19 protein-coding genes and 1 other annotated feature are annotated in these 19,941 nt (G+C 45.7%); all 19 genes read right to left on the bottom strand.

The window, feature by feature from the left end; genetic code table 11:
• Window positions 1-126: 126 nt before the first annotated feature.
• Entirely contained in the window at window positions 127-759 is a 633-nt protein-coding gene (gene pyrE, locus P3L57_RS08375; RefSeq protein WP_069486512.1) for an orotate phosphoribosyltransferase, read from the bottom strand.
• On the bottom strand, window positions 756-1,475 hold the full coding sequence (gene pyrF / locus P3L57_RS08370) for an orotidine-5'-phosphate decarboxylase (protein WP_069486511.1): 720 nt from the start codon (window positions 1,473-1,475) through the stop codon (window positions 756-758). Before pyrF ends, pyrE begins: the two co-directional genes overlap by 4 nt.
• On the bottom strand, window positions 1,444-2,379 hold the full coding sequence (locus tag P3L57_RS08365; protein WP_069486510.1) for a dihydroorotate dehydrogenase: 936 nt from the start codon (window positions 2,377-2,379) through the stop codon (window positions 1,444-1,446). Before P3L57_RS08365 ends, pyrF begins: the two co-directional genes overlap by 32 nt.
• A complete protein-coding gene (pyrK, locus tag P3L57_RS08360) occupies window positions 2,379-3,149 on the bottom strand; it encodes a dihydroorotate oxidase B electron transfer subunit (RefSeq protein WP_044155954.1) in 771 nt (256 codons plus the stop codon). The genes P3L57_RS08365 and pyrK overlap by 1 nt, the downstream gene beginning before the upstream one ends.
• Window positions 3,146-6,361, bottom strand: a complete 3,216-nt coding sequence (gene carB, locus P3L57_RS08355; protein ID WP_069486509.1) for a carbamoyl-phosphate synthase (glutamine-hydrolyzing) large subunit — start codon at window positions 6,359-6,361, stop codon at window positions 3,146-3,148. Before carB ends, pyrK begins: the two co-directional genes overlap by 4 nt.
• A complete protein-coding gene (locus P3L57_RS08350) occupies window positions 6,346-7,440 on the bottom strand; it encodes a carbamoyl phosphate synthase small subunit (RefSeq protein ID WP_069486508.1) in 1,095 nt (364 codons plus the stop codon). The genes carB and P3L57_RS08350 overlap by 16 nt, the downstream gene beginning before the upstream one ends.
• On the bottom strand, window positions 7,437-8,723 hold the full coding sequence (locus tag P3L57_RS08345; protein WP_069486507.1) for a dihydroorotase: 1,287 nt from the start codon (window positions 8,721-8,723) through the stop codon (window positions 7,437-7,439). The genes P3L57_RS08350 and P3L57_RS08345 overlap by 4 nt, the downstream gene beginning before the upstream one ends.
• Entirely contained in the window at window positions 8,707-9,621 is a 915-nt protein-coding gene (locus P3L57_RS08340; protein WP_044155959.1) for an aspartate carbamoyltransferase catalytic subunit, read from the bottom strand. Before P3L57_RS08340 ends, P3L57_RS08345 begins: the two co-directional genes overlap by 17 nt.
• A gap of 146 nt (window positions 9,622-9,767) precedes the next feature.
• The gene (pyrP, locus tag P3L57_RS08335; RefSeq protein ID WP_044155960.1) at window positions 9,768-11,075 is read right to left on the bottom strand and encodes a uracil permease PyrP; all 1,308 of its coding nucleotides are present in this window, start codon (window positions 11,073-11,075) and stop codon (window positions 9,768-9,770) included.
• A gap of 175 nt (window positions 11,076-11,250) precedes the next feature.
• Window positions 11,251-11,796, bottom strand: a complete 546-nt coding sequence (gene pyrR / locus P3L57_RS08330) for a bifunctional pyrimidine operon transcriptional regulator/uracil phosphoribosyltransferase (protein WP_024121338.1) — start codon at window positions 11,794-11,796, stop codon at window positions 11,251-11,253.
• A gap of 183 nt (window positions 11,797-11,979) precedes the next feature.
• Entirely contained in the window at window positions 11,980-12,891 is a 912-nt protein-coding gene (locus P3L57_RS08325; RefSeq protein ID WP_069486506.1) for an RluA family pseudouridine synthase, read from the bottom strand.
• 1 nt (window position 12,892) lies between these two features.
• Entirely contained in the window at window positions 12,893-13,357 is a 465-nt protein-coding gene (gene lspA / locus P3L57_RS08320; RefSeq protein WP_010334181.1) for a signal peptidase II, read from the bottom strand.
• 110 nt (window positions 13,358-13,467) lie between these two features.
• Window positions 13,468-13,842 carry a sporulation-related RNA polymerase-binding protein YlyA gene (gene ylyA / locus P3L57_RS08315; protein WP_024121336.1) on the bottom strand — a complete coding sequence of 125 codons (375 nt, stop codon included), beginning with the start codon at window positions 13,840-13,842 and terminating at the stop codon, window positions 13,468-13,470.
• 144 nt (window positions 13,843-13,986) lie between these two features.
• Window positions 13,987-16,752, bottom strand: coding sequence for an isoleucine--tRNA ligase (gene ileS, locus P3L57_RS08310; RefSeq protein ID WP_069486628.1), 2,766 nt, complete (start codon window positions 16,750-16,752; stop codon window positions 13,987-13,989).
• 51 nt (window positions 16,753-16,803) lie between these two features.
• Window positions 16,804-17,031: a binding site (T-box leader), on the bottom strand.
• A 62-nt stretch (window positions 17,032-17,093) separates the two neighbouring features.
• Window positions 17,094-17,588 (bottom strand): septum site-determining protein DivIVA, encoded by a 495-nt coding sequence (gene divIVA / locus P3L57_RS08305; RefSeq protein WP_010334179.1) that lies wholly within the window; start codon window positions 17,586-17,588, stop codon window positions 17,094-17,096.
• Window positions 17,589-17,682: 94 nt separating this feature from the next.
• On the bottom strand, window positions 17,683-18,456 hold the full coding sequence (locus P3L57_RS08300) for a YlmH family RNA-binding protein (RefSeq protein ID WP_059335826.1): 774 nt from the start codon (window positions 18,454-18,456) through the stop codon (window positions 17,683-17,685).
• A gap of 61 nt (window positions 18,457-18,517) precedes the next feature.
• Window positions 18,518-18,790 (bottom strand): YggT family protein, encoded by a 273-nt coding sequence (locus tag P3L57_RS08295; protein ID WP_003221463.1) that lies wholly within the window; start codon window positions 18,788-18,790, stop codon window positions 18,518-18,520.
• 6 nt (window positions 18,791-18,796) lie between these two features.
• On the bottom strand, window positions 18,797-19,249 hold the full coding sequence (gene sepF, locus P3L57_RS08290; RefSeq protein ID WP_024121333.1) for a cell division protein SepF: 453 nt from the start codon (window positions 19,247-19,249) through the stop codon (window positions 18,797-18,799).
• Window positions 19,246-19,938, bottom strand: a complete 693-nt coding sequence (locus tag P3L57_RS08285; RefSeq protein ID WP_059292820.1) for a YggS family pyridoxal phosphate-dependent enzyme — start codon at window positions 19,936-19,938, stop codon at window positions 19,246-19,248. The genes sepF and P3L57_RS08285 overlap by 4 nt, the downstream gene beginning before the upstream one ends.
• Window positions 19,939-19,941: the final 3 nt, after the last annotated feature.

The following is a 19,941-nucleotide window of genomic DNA, read 5'->3' as shown; positions in this document are numbered from 1 at the left end:
TTTTAGCACAATTCTAACATAAGTCAACCCGAGTTTTTTTATAGGATTAATAAAAAAACAGACCCAAGGGCCTGTTTTCAATCGTGGCAAGGCATTAAAGCCCTTCACAATACTGAAATTTATTTTTTAATTTTTAAACCAATCTTTTGACTCGGGATTCATTTTCCATGTTTGCAGCTTCTTCAGGTCATCTGAATGAATATTTCCATTCTCAAGTGCAACCTCTGTCAGTGTGTCATAATCAGTTAACGAATAGTATGGAAGATCAGCCTCAGCAAACGCTTCCTGCGCTTTAGGAAGTCCATACGTAAAGATTGATACCACACCAAGCACTTCACAGCCAGCGGTTTTCAGAGCTGCTGCAGCTTCGAGTACGCTGCCCCCTGTGGAAATTAAATCTTCTATGACAACTGTTTTTTGGCCTTTTTGAACTGCACCCTCAATTTGATTGCCTTTTCCATGTGCTTTCGGTTTGCTTCTCACATAACACATCGGCAGGTTCAAACGGTCAGCCGCCAATGCCGCATGAGGGATACCTGCTGTCGCTGTTCCTGCGATCATCTCAGCTTCCGGGAAATGCTCCTGGATAAGCTTGCTGATGCCTGCAGCAACATCATTTCTTACCTCTGGGAAAGAAAGGGTAAGGCGATTGTCACAGTAAATTGGCGATAAAATGCCGCTCGCCCATGTAAACGGCTCATTCGGGCATAAAAATACAGCTTGAATGTCTAATAGATGTTTTGCGATGATTTGTTTCATTGTTTGATTCCCTCCCATTCGAGTTTGACAGCTTCATAGGCTTTTAGCGGATTTAGAGCTTTTGTAATAGAGCGTCCCACAACAATTGCTGATGACCCTTTTTCTCTTGCTATAGAAGGCGTTGCAACGCGAACTTGATCATTCGCAGTGTCTGCTGACATACGGATACCCGGGGTCACCGTCAAAAACGACGGCGACACTGCTTCGTAAATGGCTTTTGTTTCATGCACAGAGCACACTACTCCATCAAGTCCGCTATTCTCCGCCAGTTTGCTGTAGTGCACAACCGTGTCGATGAGAGGCTTTCTGATGAGCAGCTCATCCTTCACCATTTGTTCAGATGTGCTTGTTAGCTGGGTTACCGCAATAAGTGACGGACGTTGTTTTCCTGCCGGCGTGCCTTCCTCTAGGCCTTCCAAGGCTGCTTCCATCATTTTTTTGCCTCCGGCTGCGTGAACATTAACGAGATCGACTCCAAGGCAGGCAAGACGCTTCATTGCTTTATTCACCGTGGTCGGAATGTCATGGAGCTTTAAATCTAAAAAGACCTTACAGTTTCTTTCTTTTAATTGTGCAATGATAGCCGGGCCTTCTTGATAAAAAAGCTCCATTCCAACCTTCACAAATAACGGTTCTTTGTGAAAAAACGCTAAAAATGACAGTGTTTCTTCAGCTGATGCAAAATCAAGCGCGATGATGGGCAGGTTGTTTTTCATGCTTCCAGCTCCTTCCGATGCATTCTTCAACAGATTCATAGCCGTATCGGCGTAAAACAGCTGGGAGCTGTTCAATGATGTCAGGGCATGCGAAAGGATTCACGAAATTTGCTGTTCCGACAGCGACCGCACTTGCTCCAGCCAGAAGAAATTCCAATGCGTCTTCGGCCGTCTGAACGCCTCCCATCCCGATAATCGGAATGCTGACAGCCTGGCTGACCTCATACACCATGCGGATGGCAACAGGCTTTACAGCAGGACCCGAAAGCCCTCCAGTTTTATTGGCTAATATTGGCTTGCCTGATTTTAAATCGAGCCTCATGCCGATTAATGTGTTGATCATCGTTAGACCATCCGCACCCGCCTCTTCGATCGCTACCGCAATTTCTGTGATGTTTGCCACATTCGGAGAAAGCTTCACATATACAGGCACATCTGACACTTTTTTAACAGCCTTCGTCAAATCAGCAGCCATGGCAGGATTTGTGCCAAAAGCAATTCCGCCTGTTTTGACGTTCGGACAGGAAATGTTCAATTCAAGCGCATGGACATTAGGCGCTTTGCTGATATGTTGTGCGACTTCAACATAATCCTCGACCTGTGAGCCGGCGACATTGGCAATAATAGGCGTATCAAATTGCTCAAGCCATGGCAGCTCATTTTCTAAGACGCTTTCCAGCCCTGGATTTTGCAGACCGATCGCATTGAGCATTCCAGCGCCAGTCTCAGCTACCCTAGGCGTCGGATTCCCGAAGCGGGGCTCCTTTGTCGTAGCTTTGATCATGATTGCTCCGAGACAAGACAAATCATAAAAACGCGCAAACTCTTTTCCAAAACCGAAGCAGCCTGATGCGGGAATGATCGGATTTTTCAAATCCAGCCCCGGCAATTTCACCTCTAGCATTACAGCGCCACCTCCTGAGCTTTAAATACAGGTCCGTCAAGACATACCTTTACATAGGATGTCTCACTTTCGTTTGTATGGCACACACAGGCGAAGCATGCACCGATACCGCAGCCCATTCGTTCTTCCATGGAAATGTAAACCTCTTTGTGGGCGTATTCTTGTTTGAGCGCCTTTAGCATCGGTGTCGGCCCGCAGCTGAGGAGAATGTCAAATTCAAGATTTTTCTGTTTGATGACATCTGTGACAAACCCGGTTTCCCCGTAGCTTCCGTCAGCTGTTGCCACATACGTGTCGCCGTACTGTCCGCATTCTTTTTCGTAGAAAACATCCTTTGCCGATTGGAATCCTAAAACGTGTATGACCTTTACGCCTTTTTCCTTTAAACGTTTCGACAGTTCTTGGAGAGGCGGCACTCCTACACCACCTCCTACCAGCAAAGCCGTCTTTCCGGGTTGGACTTCATCTACTGGAAAGCCATTGCCCAAAGGCCCGAGGACATCCACGAGATCTCCCTTCTGCTTCAGCGACAAGAGTCTTGTTCCTTCCCCATCTACTCGATAAATCATGGTGACTTCATTTTTTTCAAAGTTAACATCAGCAATGCTGATTGGTCTTCGCAAAAGAGGCGTAACCGCTTCGCTCACTTTCAGATGAAGGAACTGTCCCGGGACATTAAACCCTTGGACAAGCTCCCCTTTTAGAACCATTTGATACACCCGGTCTGCAATTTGCTGGTTAGCACACACCGTCAAATACGCTTTTTTCATATAGTGATTGCCGCCTCCTGATTTGTGTTGATTGCCGGCATTTGATCGGCACGGAACGTCATGCTTTCCAGCACCCGCAAAATGGCTTCTGCCGTATCTAAAGATGTTAAGCAGGCAACACCGTTTTCTACTGATTCACGTCTGATTCTAAATCCGTCTCTCGCCGGCTGCTTTCCTTTTGTCAGCGTATTGATGACAAACTGGGCTTCTCCGTTTCTGATCACATCAAGCAAGTTCGGGCCGTCCTGGCCGATTTTTCCGACGACCTTCGCTGGAATTGACGCTTCCTTGAGATACCCCGCCGTTCCTTCGGTCGCTAAAATGTTATACCCGATCGCATGGAATCGTTTAGCGATGGCAAGCCCTTCTTCTTTGTCCTTATCAGCCACTGTTAAAAGCACGGAACCGTAGTTAGGAATTTGAATTCCTGAAGCTATCAGGGCTTTATAGAGGGCCTTTTCAAGAGTGGAATCTTTGCCCATGACCTCTCCTGTTGATTTCATTTCAGGCCCTAACGTAATGTCCACTCTTCTCAGCTTCGCGAAGGAGAAGACCGGCGCTTTTACAAATACGCCCTGCTGTTCAGGCTGCAGGCCTTCATTGTAGCCAAACTCAGCCAGCTTTTGCCCGAGAATGACTTTTGTCGCGAGGTTTGCCATCGGAATGCCCGTGATCTTGCTTAAAAACGGCACCGTTCTGCTTGATCTCGGATTGACTTCAAGCACGTATACTTCACCTTGTGACAGGACGAATTGAATGTTGAGCAAGCCGACAATGTTCAGCCCTTTTGCAAGTGCGATCGTATATTGTTCAATTTTTTTCTTAATGTCTTCCGTCAGAGACTGCGGCGGATAGACCGCGATGGAGTCTCCGGAGTGCACGCCCGCACGCTCAATGTGCTCCATGATTCCCGGAATGGCAACGGTTTGGCCGTCAGACACCGCATCCACTTCGATTTCTTTCCCAGTCAGATATCTGTCAATTAAGACTGGATGCTGCGGATTGATTTTGACTGCGTTTTTCATGTAATGGAGCAGCTCTTCCTCATGATAGACAATTTCCATCGCCCGTCCGCCAAGCACATATGAAGGGCGCACCAGTACCGGATAGCCGATGGTGCTTGCGATGTTTACCGCCTGATCAACCGATGTCGCAGTTTTGCCAAGCGGCTGCGGCACTTGAAGTTCTTCCAGCGCCTGTTCAAACTTATCCCGGTCTTCCGCACGGTCTAAATCTTCTAATGACGTTCCAAGGATTTTGACTCCGCGTGCAGAAAGTTCGTCAGCAAGGTTGATTGCAGTTTGTCCGCCAAATTGCACGACAACGCCCATCGGCTGTTCGAGGTCAATGATATGCATGACATCTTCGATCGTAAGCGGTTCAAAGTACAGCTTGTCTGAGATACTGAAATCGGTCGACACGGTTTCCGGGTTATTATTGACGATAATTGCCTCATAGCCTGCTTGTTTAATTGCCCACACAGAGTGAACCGTAGCGTAGTCAAATTCAACCCCCTGGCCGATTCGAATCGGGCCGGAGCCAAGTACGATCACGCTTTTCTTATCTGTAACAACAGATTCATTTTCTTCTTCATATGTGCTGTAGAAGTATGGCGTTTCTGATTCGAATTCCGCCGCGCACGTATCCACCATTTTAAATACCGGTGCAATTCCCGCTTGTTTTCTCATGCTGTAGAGTTCAGATTCTTTCATTTTCCACTCGCGGCTGATGTACTTATCAGAGAATCCGAGTTCTTTTGCCTGTCTCAGCACATCTGTATCGCCCGCATTTGCTTTCAGCTCTTTTTCAAACTGAACGATTCCGAACAGCTTATGCAGGAAAAAGAGGTCGATGGCAGAGAATTCATGAAGCTGCTCAACTGTGTAGCCCCTTCTGTACGCTTCAGCCAGGTAGAATAAACGCTCGTCTCCGGCTTTTTTAATCCGCTTCTCAAGAAGCTCGTCTGAAATATCAGCGGCATCTTTTAATTCAAGATGATACACATCAGCTTCCAGTGAACGCACAGCTTTCAGCAGCGATTCTTCAAGCGTGCGGCCAATCGCCATTACCTCTCCCGTCGCTTTCATCTGAGTGCCGAGCCTTCTGTTTGCTGATTCAAACTTATCAAATGGCCAGCGCGGTATTTTAGATACGACATAGTCCAGCGCTGGTTCAAACGCTGCATATGTCTTACCTGTCACCGGATTCATCATCTCGTCTAATGAAAGGCCGACGGCGATTTTAGCTGCGAGCTTTGCGATCGGATAGCCTGTCGCTTTTGATGCTAGGGCAGATGAACGGCTGACACGCGGGTTCACTTCAATGATGTAGTATTGGAAGCTGTCTGGATCTAAAGCGAGCTGTACGTTACATCCGCCTTCAATTCCAAGCGCACGGATCAGTTTTAAAGATACATTCCGGAGGAGCTGATATTCCCGGTCGCTGAGCGTTTGGCTCGGTGCGACGACAATACTGTCTCCTGTATGGATTCCGACCGGATCAATGTTCTCCATATTACAAACGACAATCGCATGATCTTGGCTGTCTCTCATGACTTCGTATTCGATTTCTTTGTAGCCGGCAATGCTTTTTTCAAGCAAACATTGGTGAACCGGGCTTAATTTTAAGCCGTTTTCTACAATTTCTTTCAGCTCAGCTTCGGTGGAGCAAATCCCTCCGCCTGTGCCGCCTAATGTATATGCAGGGCGGACAATGACAGGAAATCCGATTTGGCTGACGAAATTCTCCGCTTCTTCTAGCGAGTGAATGATCTCACTTTCAGGGACGGGTTCATTCAGCTCATTCATTAATGTTCTGAACAAGTCACGGTCCTCAGCTTGCTGGATTGCAGAAAGCTTTGTGCCGAGCACCTCAACGCCGCACTCCTCCAGCACACCTTGCTCAGAAAGCTCAACCGCAAGATTCAAGCCTGTTTGCCCGCCGAGTGTAGGAAGAATGGCGTCAGGACGTTCTTTTCTGATGATCCGTGTCAGAAATTCAGATGTCAGCGGTTCGATGTAAACCCGGTCAGCCATTTCTGTATCAGTCATAATCGTCGCAGGGTTTGAGTTGACAAGAATAACCTCATAGCCTTCTTCTTTTAATGCAAGGCAGGCTTGAGTTCCCGCATAATCAAATTCAGCTGCCTGACCGATGATAATTGGTCCTGACCCAATTACTAAAATTTTGTTAATGTCTACGCGTTTTGGCATACCGCTTCCCCTTCTTTCTCTGTTGTTTCGATCATTTCGATAAATCTGTCAAATAGATGATTAGCGTCCTCAGGACCGGGTGATGCTTCCGGATGATATTGAACCGTAAATGCCGGCAGTGTTTTGTGTTTCAGCCCTTCAATCGTATCGTCGTTTATCGCGATGTGTGTGACTTCAAGCTCTGTTTCATTGATAGATGAAACTGTATAGCCATGGTTTTGGGATGTTAAGGCAACTTTTCCGGTTGCAAGTTCTTTTACCGGATGGTTAGAGCCCCTGTGACCGAATTTCATTTTTTCAGTATCGGCTCCGCACGCCAGCGCAAATAATTGGTGGCCGAGACAAATTCCGAATAATGGCACTTTTCCAAGAACATCTTTTATCATTTCAATTGCTTCAGGCACATCTTTCGGGTCACCAGGTCCGTTAGAAAGCATGATGCCGTCTGGCTTCAGCTGAAGGACTTCTTCTGCTGTTACATTGTAAGGCACAACAATGACGTCACATTTCCGTTTGTTCAGCTCTCTTAAAATGCCGTGCTTCATGCCAAAGTCCACCAAGACAATGCGTTTGCCTCTTCCCGGACTAGGGTATGCTGTTTTGGCTGACACTTGGGATACTTGATTTCTCGGCAGTTCAGTTTCGTTCAGTCTTTTTAGCACTGCTTCGATTTCTTCATCAGGTGAGGCAAACGTTCCTTTTAGCGCGCCTGCCGTGCGGATCATTCTCGTCAGCTTTCTTGTATCAATTCCTTGCAGTCCCGGAATGTTTTTCATTTTTAAATACTCATCCAATGTGTAAGCTGAACGCCAGTTGGAAGGCAGTTCACATAATTCTTTCACAATCAATCCTTTAACAAAAGGCGTAATAGATTCAAAGTCATCACGGTTAATGCCGTAATTTCCGATAAGCGGATATGTTAACGTAACGATCTGCCCGCAATAAGAAGGGTCTGACAAAATTTCCTGATAACCAGTCATACCGGTATTAAAAACGACTTCTCCCATGCTGTGCTCCAAGCTCCCGAAGGCTTTCCCCTCAAATACCGCTCCGTTTTCCAGTACTAATCGTCTTTTCATTTCACAAGTCTCCCTTCTTCATAAGCAAGCGTTCCTGCTGCAATTGTAGCGATTGGCCAGCCGCTGCAGTTAAGGCCGTTAAATGGTGTGTTTTTACCTTTAGATAAGAATGTTTCTTTGTCTATAACTGCTTCTCTTTCCAAATCGATTAATGTGATGTCAGCTGCTTGTCCCGTTTTCAGCGTTCCATATGGGAGACCAAACGCTTCGCAAGGCTTGATTGTCATATAATCAATCAGCTGTTTCAGCGTCCAGCTGCCGTTTTTAACAAAATGTGTGTAAAGAAGCGGGAACGCTGTTTCCAAACCGACAATTCCGAACGGCGCCAGCTTCATTTCTGTGTTTTTCTCTTCTTCTGTATGCGGCGCATGGTCGGTTGCTATAAAGTCGATCGTTCCGTCTAAAAGTCCTTCAATCAGTGCTTCTCTATCTTCCGCACCGCGGAGCGGCGGGTTCATTTTATAGTTTGTATCCAGCCCGGGAATGTCTTCATCACAAAGCAGTAAATGGTGAGGTGAAACTTCTGCTGTGACCCGAATTCCCGCTTTTTTCGCATCACGCACGACTCTCACAGATTCTTTCGTGCTGATATGGCATACATGGTAATGGCAGTTTGCCGACTCAGCCAGTAACACGTCACGGGCAATATGAACCGATTCACACACAGAAGGAATGCCGTTAAGCCCGTTCGCTTTTGAAAACGTCCCCTCATGGACGCTGCCTCCGTAAATTAAGGAGTTATCCTCGCAATGTGCGACAATCGCTTTGTCAATCGCGGCTGCGCGTTTCATTGCTTCATACATCATTCCTGCTGTCTGTATACCGACGCCGTCATCTGTAAATGCAAATGCCCCAGCTTCTTTTAATGCTTCAAAGTTTGTCATCTCATCGCCAATTTGTCTGATCGTAATAGATGCATAAGGAAGGACTCTGACGCATGATGTTTCTTTAATGCGATTTTGCACCCATTCCATCTGCTCCTTCGTATCAGGAACCGGCCGTGTATTCGGCATAGCTGCTACTGTTGTATAACCGCCGCGCGCCGCTGCTTTTGCGCCTGTTTCAATGGTTTCTTTTTTCTCTCCGCCAGGCTCTCTAAAGTGTACATGGAGGTCAACAAACCCCGGTGAAACGAGCAATCCTTTCGCGTCAATAACCGTTTCTCCATCTGTTGCATCAAGCTTGCCGATTTCTGAGATGACCTCTCCTGTCACCCGAATATCCCGTTCTGTTTTTTCACCATTTTCGTTAAGTATCCAGCCGTTTTTAATGAGATATGACATACGTTGCTTCTCCTCTTTTCGCATTGGTTTGTAAGGCTCGCTGTAACACTGCCATTCTGATAAATACGCCATTTTGCATTTGTTTGAAGATTCTTGATTTTTTACTTTCTACTAAGCTGTGATCAATCTCCACTCCTCTGTTCACAGGCGCCGGGTGCATAATAATCGCATGCTGCTTCATACGTTCAGCCCGTTCTACAGTCAAGCCGAATTCATTTAAATAGCCTTCCTGGCTGACAGCTGACTGATGTCTTTCATTTTGGATACGCAGCAGCATGACAACATCCGAAGTCTCTACTGCTTCATCCATTGGGACATACGCGCCAAACGTATTTTCTTCATCCTGCCATTCCGGCGGACCGGAAAACAGAACGCAGGCACCGAGTCTTGTCAACACTTCAGCATTAGACCTCGCGACTCTGCTGTGCTTAATGTCGCCGTGAATGGAGACGGTAAGACCTTTGAACGTATTGAATTCTTCATTGATTGTCATTAAATCAAGCAATGATTGTGTCGGATGCTGGCCGCACCCGTCTCCCGCATTCAGAACCGGGATATTTACATGTCCGACAAGCTCTTTGTAGTACTCATCCTCACTGTGTCTGATGACACACGCGTCAACACCGATTGATTCGAGCGTTCGAATTGTGTCATATAAGGTTTCGCCTTTTTGTACGCTGGTGCTTGTTCCGTCAAGATTGAGGACATTCATGCCCAGTTTCTTTTCAGCTACCTCAAAGCTGAATCGTGTTCTGGTGCTTGGTTCAAAAAACAGATTCGCTGCAAATTTACCTGTCAGCTGATGGTCTGTTTTTCCGTTTTTAAGGTCTTGAGCAGTTTGAAGCAAGTCTTTGATTTCCCCAGTGCTGAGTTCACTCATCGTCGTTAAATGCTTCATTTTCTTTCCCCTCTCATTTCAACTTGTTTAAGGCTGAAAAAACCCCGGTCTTGGATAGACTCGGGGTACGGTTAAATAGAGGAGCAGCGTGAAGCTTTCTTCTCTTTATAACCCTTCCAAGCCTCTCTGGACTTTCATTAAAAGGTTTAAATATGATGTTGTTCGAATGTGTCTGCCTGCTCTTCCTTCGCTTGCGGAAGTATCAGGTTTAAGATGACACCTACAATTGCCGCAAGCGCCATGCCCGACACTTGGAATCCTCCTTCAGACACCTGAATAAATGCGCCGCCTACGCCGATTACAAGGATGACTGATGTGATGATGAGGTTTCTGTTATTTTCATAATCAATTTTGTTGTCAATCAGCATTCTCAAACCGCTTGAAGCGATGATGCCGAACAGCAGGAAGGAAACGCCTCCCATAACCGCTGACGGGACTGAACTGATAAGTGCAGATATTTTGCCGATGAACCCGAAACAAAGGGCAATCACTGCCGCGCCTCCGATAACAAAGACGCTGAACACTCTCGTAATGGCCAGTACGCCAATGTTTTCTCCATAAGTTGTTGTAGGCGGGCCGCCAATCAAGGAAGCAAGGATTGTGGCCGCGCTGTCGCCCATTATTGAGCGATGGAGACCCGGTTTTTTAATGAAGTCTTGCCCTACAACTTTGCTCAGCACCATCTGGTGGCCGATATGCTCTGACATGGTAACAAATGCGACAGGGACCATTGCTGCGGCGATGCCAAGCGTCACTGACGGTGTATAATCTTTAAACGGGATGATAAATTCAGGAACTGCAAACCATTTCGCGTCAAGCACCGGCTGGAAGTTGACAATTCCTTGAGTCAAGGCAAACAAGTATCCGCCGATGATTCCGATCAAAACCGGGATTAAGCTTAAGAAGCCCCGCAAGAAAATCGCGCAAATGATCGTGATCGCTAAAGTGACACCTGCAACACTGAAATGTTTTAAGCTGTAAACCAGCTCACTGGCATTCGGATCAGCATACATGGCCATATTTACCGCTGTGCCGGCCAGCCCCAGTCCAATGACGATAATAACCGGACCTACGACGACAGGCGGGAGAAGCTTCATCAGCCAGCCTGTTCCGAGCTGTCTGATCAGCAAGGCAATCAGCCCGTACACAAGCCCTGCCAGAAACGCACCAATCATTGCCGCTCCGGGTCCGCCGGTCGCTTTTACCAAGATGATCGGAGAAATAAAGGCAAAGGATGAACCGAGATACGCTGGTATTTGTCCTTTCGTGATCAGAAGGTAAGCAAGTGTTCCGATACCGCTCGTCACCAATGCAACAGCAGGACTCATTCCGACCAGCTTCGGAACCAAAATCGTTGAGCCAAACATCGCGAATAAATGCTGCAGGCTGAACGAAACCCAAGAGAAAGGTTTCGGGATTTCCCTGACTCCTAAATTAACTTTTTTCTTACTCATGATGATTTTCCCCCTGATTGATGACTTTTCATATTAGGATGACTTAATAACTGTATAAAAAAACCTCTTTGCTGTTTTTACGCAAAGAGGCATACAAAGACCGGCCGCATACTTTCGGGGCTTCGCTGTGCACCTCTTTGCAACCTCTCTGGATTGCGTTTAAAAAGGTGATACATTATTCATTTTCATAAATGGCGACGAGATCGTTTTTGTCAACCTCATCAAGCTGAACCATAACCTTTTCAGCTTTTGAAGTCGGGATGTTTTTCCCGATGTAATCTGCTCGGATCGGCAGTTCTCTGTGTCCTCTGTCAACAAGCACAGCCAGTTGAATCGAGGAAGGTCTGCCTACATCGACAAGGGCGTCCATTGCGGCTCTGACCGTTCTTCCTGTGTAAAGAACATCATCTACGACAATTACTTTTTGATCTGTGATGTCTACCGGTATATCTGCACCTTTCACAAGCGGTTCTTCATTGCTCGTTTTTTTGGATAGATCGTCTCTGTAAAGGGTGATATCAATTTCTCCAACCGTTACAGGATTCCCTTCAATCTGTTCAATCCGTTCGGCGAGGCGTTTTGCCAAGTAAATGCCTCTTGTCTTGATACCGACAAGGATGCAGTTGTTCATCCCTTTATTGCGTTCAATCATTTCGTGAGCAATTCTGGTCAGCGCACGTCTGATTGCCTGTTCGTCGAGAATGACAGCTTTTTGATTCATTATGTGACACCTCACAGTTCATTTAGAAGAAAAAACCTCTCTTGCCATTGGCAGAGAGGGGTTTTAGGACAAGGTGCGTGCATATACACGTATCCCGTCAATCCGTTATCCTTCTCAGCCTCTCTGGACTGTTTTAAAGAATCTATTCAGCTTCGTTTATTATTTCAAAAAAGAGATGCCCTGTCAACGGGTTTTTCTCAAATTTTCAATTAAAGCAGACATATCCTCAGGAAGCGGTGCCTCAAATTCAATATATTCGTCAGTGCGCGGATGCTGAAAACCTAAAATTCCGGCATGAAGCGCCTGTCCGTTAAAATCGATCGTTTTTCTCGGCCCGTATTTCGGATCCCCCGCTAACGGGAATCCGATATACTTCATATGCACACGGATTTGGTGCGTTCTTCCTGTTTCAAGCTGGCATTCCACAAGCGTAAACTCCTGGAAGCGGTCAAGAACATGAAAATGAGTGACGGCGTTTTTTCCATCACGTGTTACAGTCATGCTTTGCCGATCTTTCTTATCCCGCCCGATCGGCGCATCAATTGTACCGTCATCGTGAGAAATAAGCCCATGGACAACTGCCGTATATTTCCGCGTAACCGTTTTGTTGACCAATTGGTTTACAAGTGACTCGTGCGCCATATCATTCTTCGCCACCATTAGTAAGCCAGACGTGTCTTTATCGATTCTATGGACAATCCCCGGGCGCATCACGCCATTTATTCCGGATAGGTCCGTACAATGAGCCATAAGGCCGTTTACAAGTGTACCCGTAAGATGCCCGGGAGCTGGGTGCACAACCATTCCGCGAGGTTTATTGACGACCAGCACATCCTGATCTTCATAGTAAATATCCAGATCCATAGGTTCTGCCAGCACGTCGAGCACTTCAGGCTCAGGCACAGTGACGGTCACCTGATCCCCCGGCTGAATTTTATAATTCGATTTTACAGGGCTTCCGTTCACGACAACTTGTCCGTCCTTCACCCATAGCTGCACCTGGGTTCTCGACCAACCATTTTCAGTCGATGCCAGAAATTTATCAATCCGCTCACTTTTTTGTTCTTCTGAAGCGGTTATGTCAAATTGATTCATGCTATTGCTCCTTCTTCTTTTTCCCGCTGTCCAACAGCATTTGTATAAATAAAAGCATTACGCCGACACATAATGAAGAGTCCGCGATATTAAAAATCGGGTAATTGTAATTGACGATAATGACATGGATAAAATCCACCACTTCCTGTCTGACAGCCCGATCGATAAAATTGCCGATGGCGCCGCCAAGCATGAGTCCAAGGGAAACACCAAGAAGCTTTTGCCCTTTCGTATAACGCTGTATGTAATAAACAATACCAATAATGACTGCAGTTGTGATGAGGTAGAAAAACCACATCTGACCGGCTAGTATCCCCCACGCCGCACCCGTATTGCGATGGGAGGTGATATAGAATACCTGATCAATGATCGGTATGCTTTGTCCAAGTTCCATGTTCTTGACAACAAGCCATTTTGTCAGTTGATCAGCTGCGATAATAAGTAGTGCGATAACGTAATACAGCACAAACGTTCCTCCATTATACGGTTACTTTAGTCCATTATGCATTTTATCAATAAAAAGCACTGGAGTAAAGAAATATCAGCCTCTATACAGACTTAATCGGAGAGGCGCTGTTATTCATACAGCGCCTGATCATATTCGATATCAGTTGATTTCCACAGAGGAAGTGTTTTTTTTTCAAATTGGACTGAATACAGAAAATCATTTGCTGTTCGCGCTGTCGGCAGCACAGCCAGCTTTGAAAGAGGAATAGGAGCTCCAGTTTCTTCACAGTATCCGAATGTGCCGTCCTCAATTTTCGACAATGCGAGAAGAACGTCTTGAAGCTCTTCTTTAATATGATAGATCAGAGTTGCTTTTTGTTTATGATTGATTGCTGCTTGCGGGCTTGTTGAAACCTGAAAGCAAGAATACTCAAATAATCTCGACTGTAATTCTTCTTTCATCAGAAGAAGTTCCGTATAAATTGCGGTCAGTTGATCATTCATTCATCACAACTCCTGCTCTTAACGTAATACCTATATTGTTACCTGTGAATGATGATCTAAAGCCCATAAGATTTTTCCTGCCATTCTAAACGATGTCACTCTTGGCACAAAAAAAGGCCCGGCTTTTGCGCCGGGCTCTTTTCATTAGTTCTGATAATACTTTTCAACGATTTCAGCGTTGCGCAGTGACAATGTAGGATATTTCGGGTTCGCACCTACATCTTTAGAAATCACACGGGATCTCTCACACATTTCGCCTTCAGCTTTCTCGACAGTGATTTTCCCTGTCTCAAAGCTTTGCGCATCGTTTGGCGCTTTATTTTCTTCGCTGATGGTTAATTCAGAAACAATAAACAGCTGAGAAAGATTTTCTTTAATAGAAGCTAATAGCTCTTTGTTTTCTTTATTCGGATACAATTTCAGGCTTGCTTCCAATGATTTACCGATGATTTTTTCATTTCGTGCTGTTTCTAACGCTTTTAGCACATCATCACGAAGAGACATAAAACGGTCAAACTTATCTTCTGTCGCTTCGCTGTTTGGAACCGCAATCGTTTCCGGCATGTCTGTCAGCTGAACGCTCTGCTCGTCAACAAATGTTAAGTGAGACCATAATTCGTCAGCGGTATGAGGCAGAATCGGTGCTGTAAGCTTCACTAACGCAAGCAGCGTTTCATAGAATACAGTCTGCATGCTGCGTCTATCCGGATGATCCGCATGCTCAATGTATACAATATCCTTAGCGAAATCCAGATAGAATGAGCTTAATTCAATTGTACAGAAATTATGGATGCTGTGATACACAACCGCAAATTCGTATTCGTCATACGCTTTTTTCACTTTATCAATCAGTTTGTTTAGCTTAATCAGCATATACTGATCGACTTCACGAAGATCTTCAACAGCCACCGCGTTTGTTTTTGGATCAAAATCGAACAGGTTGCCGTGAAGGAAACGGAACGTGTTGCGGATTTTACGGTATACTTCAGCAACCTGCTTCAGAATCGCATCAGACACGCGAACATCCGCCTGGTAGTCAACAGAAGACACCCATAATCTCAAAATGTCGGCGCCAAGCTGTTTCATGACTTTTGCTGGAACGACGACGTTACCGATGGATTTACTCATTTTGCGTCCTTCTCCATCCAGTGCAAACCCATGGCTGAGCACACCTTTATATGGCGCTTTTCCTGTTACGGCTACTGCTGTTGATAGAGATGAGTTAAACCAGCCCCGGTATTGGTCAGAGCCTTCAAGGTATAAATCAGCCGGCCGAACGAGATCCTCGCGTTCTTCAAGCACCGCTTGGTGGGAAGAACCAGAATCAAACCAAACATCCATGATGTCCTGTTCTTTTGTAAAAGTGCCGTTCGGGCTTCCAGGATGCGTAAAGCCTTCCGGAAGAAGATCCTTCGCTTCTTTTTCAAACCAAATGTTTGAGCCATGTTGTCTAAACAATTCTGAAACGTGCTCAATCGTTTCATCTGTGATGATTGGCTCGCCGTTTTCAGCATAAAATACCGGAATCGGCACACCCCATGCACGCTGTCTGGAAATACACCAGTCTCCGCGGTCACGAACCATGTTGTGCAAACGCTGCTCGCCCCATTCAGGAACCCATTTGGTTTCTTTAATGGCATCCAGCAGGTCTGATCTGAAATCTTTAATAGACGCAAACCATTGCGCAGTTGCTCTGAAAATGGTTGGTTTCTTTGTTCTCCAATCGTGCGGATAGGAGTGTGTAATGAATTCAAGCTTCACGAGCGCGCCTTTTTCTTCGAGCTGCTGTGTGATCACTTTGTTTGCATCATCATAGAACATACCTTCAAAGCCAGGAGCTTCGCTTGTCATCACACCTTTTTCATCAACCGGACAAAGGACGTCTAAGCCGTATTTTTGGCCAATGATAAAGTCATCTTCCCCATGTCCAGGTGCTGTATGAACACAGCCTGTTCCGGCGTCAGTTGTCACGTGATCGCCAAGCATAACGAGTGAATCTCTGCCGTATAGCGGATGTTCAGCGATAATATTTTCGAGATCTTTTCCTTTGATCGTTCTTGTCACTTCATACTGCTCAAAGCCGCATGCAGAAGCTACAGCTTCAACCAGTGCACTTGCTACAACAAAGCGGTCATCACCGACTGCAATCACGCTGTATTCCAGATCAGGATGAACTGAAATGCCGAGGTTTGCAGGAATCGTCCAAGGCGTTGTTGTCCAAATGATGATGCGCTCGCCGTTTTCAAGCACGCCTTTTCCGTCTTTCACGCCAAACGCAACGTAAATAGATGCTGAGCGTTTGTCTTGATATTCGATTTCCGCTTCAGCTAAAGCAGACTCACTTGAAGGTGACCAGTTAACCGGTTTAAGGCCTTTATAAATATAGCCTCGTTTTGCCATTTCACCGAAAACGCGGATTTGCTGCGCTTCATATTCCGGTTTCAGTGTCACATATGGATTTTCCCAGTCGCCGCGGACTCCAAGACGCTTGAATTGCTCGCGTTGACCCTCAATTTGCTTCCATGCATATTCTTCGCATAGCTTGCGGAATTCAGCTACTGACATTTCTTTGCGGTTCACTTTTTTGTTTTTTGTAAGAGCTGTTTCAATCGGCAACCCGTGTGTATCCCAGCCTGGTACATACGGTGCGTTGTACCCGCTCATTGATTTGTAGCGGACGATGAAGTCCTTTAAAATTTTGTTAAGCGCGTGGCCCATGTGGATATCGCCGTTTGCGTACGGAGGCCCGTCATGTAAAACAAATTTAGGGCGGTCTTTCGTCCGTTCCTGTACTAGACTGTAGATATCCTGCTCCTCCCATTTCTTTTGCATGTCAGGCTCACGGTTTGGCAAGTTGCCTCGCATCGGAAAATCTGTTTTCGGCATTAAGAGCGTGTCTTTGTAATCCATTTTCATTCCTCCACCAATTTTTTCAGAAAATAAAAAAAGCCCTCTCATCCCATAAGGGACGAGAAAGCTTATCTCGCGGTACCACCCTTTTAGAAAAAGCCAGGCTTACGCTTTTTCCTCTCGAGCATCGTAACGTGATGAACGTCCTAACCTACTGTGAGTTCAGAAAGGAAACTTAAGGGCTGATCTACATGATTCCGGCCATCCCGGACTTTCACCATCTCCGGGTCGCTATGAAGGCATGATGGAAACATGACTGTCCCTTTCAACCGTCTTTTCATCTGAATTTATGAACGTATTATATTCGACAAGCTAAGAAAATGTCAAGGTAATCAGAGAATTTATTCCTTTTCCTCAAACACAGCGTCGACTTCATACTCAAGCAAATGATCCCAATCATCATTTTTCAGAAGATCAAGCTGCGCTTCAATCAGCATTTGGAAACGTGTTCTGAACACTTTAGACTGTTTTTTCAGCTCTTCGATTTCCATTGCGATTTTTCTTGATTTCGATAAAGATTCGTTGATGATGCGATCAGCGTTTTTCTCCGCTTCCCGAACAATCAGCTTTGCTTCCTTTTGAGAATTGCGCTTTACGTCCTCAGCTGCTTCTTGGGCAACCAGAATCGATTTATTCAGCGTTTCTTCAATGTTGGCAAAGTGTCCGATTCTTTCATCGAGCTCATTGACTTTCGCTTCAAGCTCTGTTTTTTTACGGAGAACAATTTCGTAATCTTTTCTGACTTGACTTAAGAATTCATTTACCTCGTCTTCATCATATCCGCGAAAACTTTTTGTAAACGTCTTGTTGTGAATATCATTCGGCGTTAATGGCATGATGCCACCTCCATTTTTTACATTTCAGTACGGTTATCTAGTTCACATTATAAAACAAATTTCGCACAGATGGAGAAAAAAACTGAAAAACCGACTATTTTTGTCGTTCAAACGTGACTCTCCACTTGTCTTTTTTGGTTTTCCCTTCGATTTTTGTCAGGCTGCAGCGGCCAAAGCCCCTGATAGAGAGCATATCCCCTTCAGCAACCTGGTAAGAAGGGTCTTCAACAACCTTCCAGTTCACTTTTACGAGACCGTTTTTCACCAGCGTTTGTGATTTCTGGCGTGATTGCCTGCTCATAGAGGCGCAGACCGCGTCAAGCCTTAAAGAAGAAACGGTGTCATCTCTTATTTCGACATCCAGTGCAGGAATTTCAAGGTCTGACAAGTCAATTTTCTCAAGCTTGACTGCAGCTTTTCCGGCATGGGTAAGCTGAGCCGCAACAAAATCGGCTGTATCAGCTGAGACAATGATTTGCACCGCCGTCTCTGAAAACACGAAATCGCCAAACTTTTGCCGCTTCAGACCGATTCCCATTAATGAACCAAGGAGAGACCGGTGATCAACCGTCACAAATTTTTCAGCATAGCGAACGTCAAACGCCTGAAGCTCAAAATCCGATTCTTCCGGCGTGATGTACTCAGGATATAAAATGGCCCGTTTTCGCTCCGCTCTGTCATAGCCGCCGGAAAAAGCCAGTCCTACATCTGCCTGTCCCGTGACCGCAGCGAGAATGACCTGTTCCCGGGGATCTAAAAAGTCGGTCAGCTTCATCCGGTACTGCTCCTGGACAATTCTTTTCCATTCGAGCGCCTGATCGATAAAGGCACGCTCCTCTTTTCTGAAGTGCTGATAAATATCGCTCATCGTCTTTCCCTTCTATGTAAAGAGGCTTGGCTGCTGCCAAGCCCCCTATCAAACTGTCACCTTAAAACGCAATCATGCGATAAAGCCCCCACAAGCCGGTTGTTGCAAACCGCAGCACAAGAATGGCCACGATTGGCGAGATATCCAGCATTGCAATTGGAGGGATGATTTTTCTGAATGGCTCGAGATATGGTTCACAGATCGACGCTAAAAACCGTCCGACTGCTGTTTCCCTCGTACTCGGCACCCATGACATAAAAATATATATGATCAGGGCAAATGAGTATATTGTAATTAATAAGCTTAAAACCGAAAAAACTTGATAAAGGATCATCTCGCTTTACCACCTCTGATCGTCTTCAGATATGAGCTCAGAAATTGTGCCTGATACATCTACGTTGTCAGGCGTGCATAGGAAAATATCTGAACCGATTCTTTGGATATCGCCGCCAATGGCATAAACGGTGCCGCTTAAAAAGTCAACAATCCGTTTCGCCTGGTCATGCTGTATCCGCTGAAGATTGACGACAACTGCCCGCCTGTTCTTCAGATGGTCGGCTATTTCCTGCGCCTCCGCATAAACGCGCGGCTCACTCAACACCACTTTAGAGGATTTCTGAACACTTTGCAAGCTTACTACATTCTGTTTGGCTGCTGGTTTACCAGCATTATAAGCAGGTTTTTCTTTTTGTTCCTGTTCTTCATGAGAATCCCGCTCAGTTTCAATATATTCGTATTCGTATTCTTCTTCATCCATTGAGAAAAAGTTTTTCAGTTTATTTTTCATACTCATTGCTGTACACCCCCTGTTTCATTTCCGACTAACGATGAGCCGATTCTAATATAAGTAGCCCCTTCTTCAATCGCGATTTCAAAATCATTTGACATGCCCATCGACAGTTCTGTACACGGAGCGTTCGGCTGTTTCAGCTCTTGAACCTGATCACGAAGTTCTCTAAGCGTTCGGAAACAGCTTCTAATCTCATCTTGGTCATCAGTCAGCGGAGCCATTGTCATCAGTCCGGCCACAACAATGTTGTCAAAGCCGGAAAGTTCCTGTATGAATGGTATCACTTCTTCTTTATTCATGCCGTGTTTAGAGGGCTCAAGCGAGGTATTGACCTGCACAAAGCATTGGACAGCACCTTCAGCCCGTTTTTCAATTTCTTTCGCTAATGAAAGCCGGTCCAGGGAATGAATATAGGAAACTGAATTGACGACAGCTTTTACTTTTCTTGATTGAAGGCTGCCGATAAAATGCCATTCCGGATTTCCTTTCATGATTTCCTGTTTGCGAAGCAGTTCGGCGTCCCGGTTCTCTCCGAGGCACGTGATGCCCGCATCTACCGCCTCCTGTGCTCTTTCAGGCGACACATATTTTGTGACTGCAATAACCGTAACTTCATCGGATCTGCGGCCCGATCTGTTACATGCTTCGTTTATTCGTTCGTTTATATGTCGTAAATGATCAACAACACGCAAGAT

The sequence above is a fragment of the Bacillus sp. B28 genome (assembly GCF_029536185.1).
GTDB classification, from domain to species: Bacteria; Bacillota; Bacilli; order Bacillales; family Bacillaceae; genus Bacillus; species Bacillus halotolerans.
Note: the sequence above shows the minus strand (reverse complement) of the source record. Positions and strands in the feature narration are given on the sequence as shown.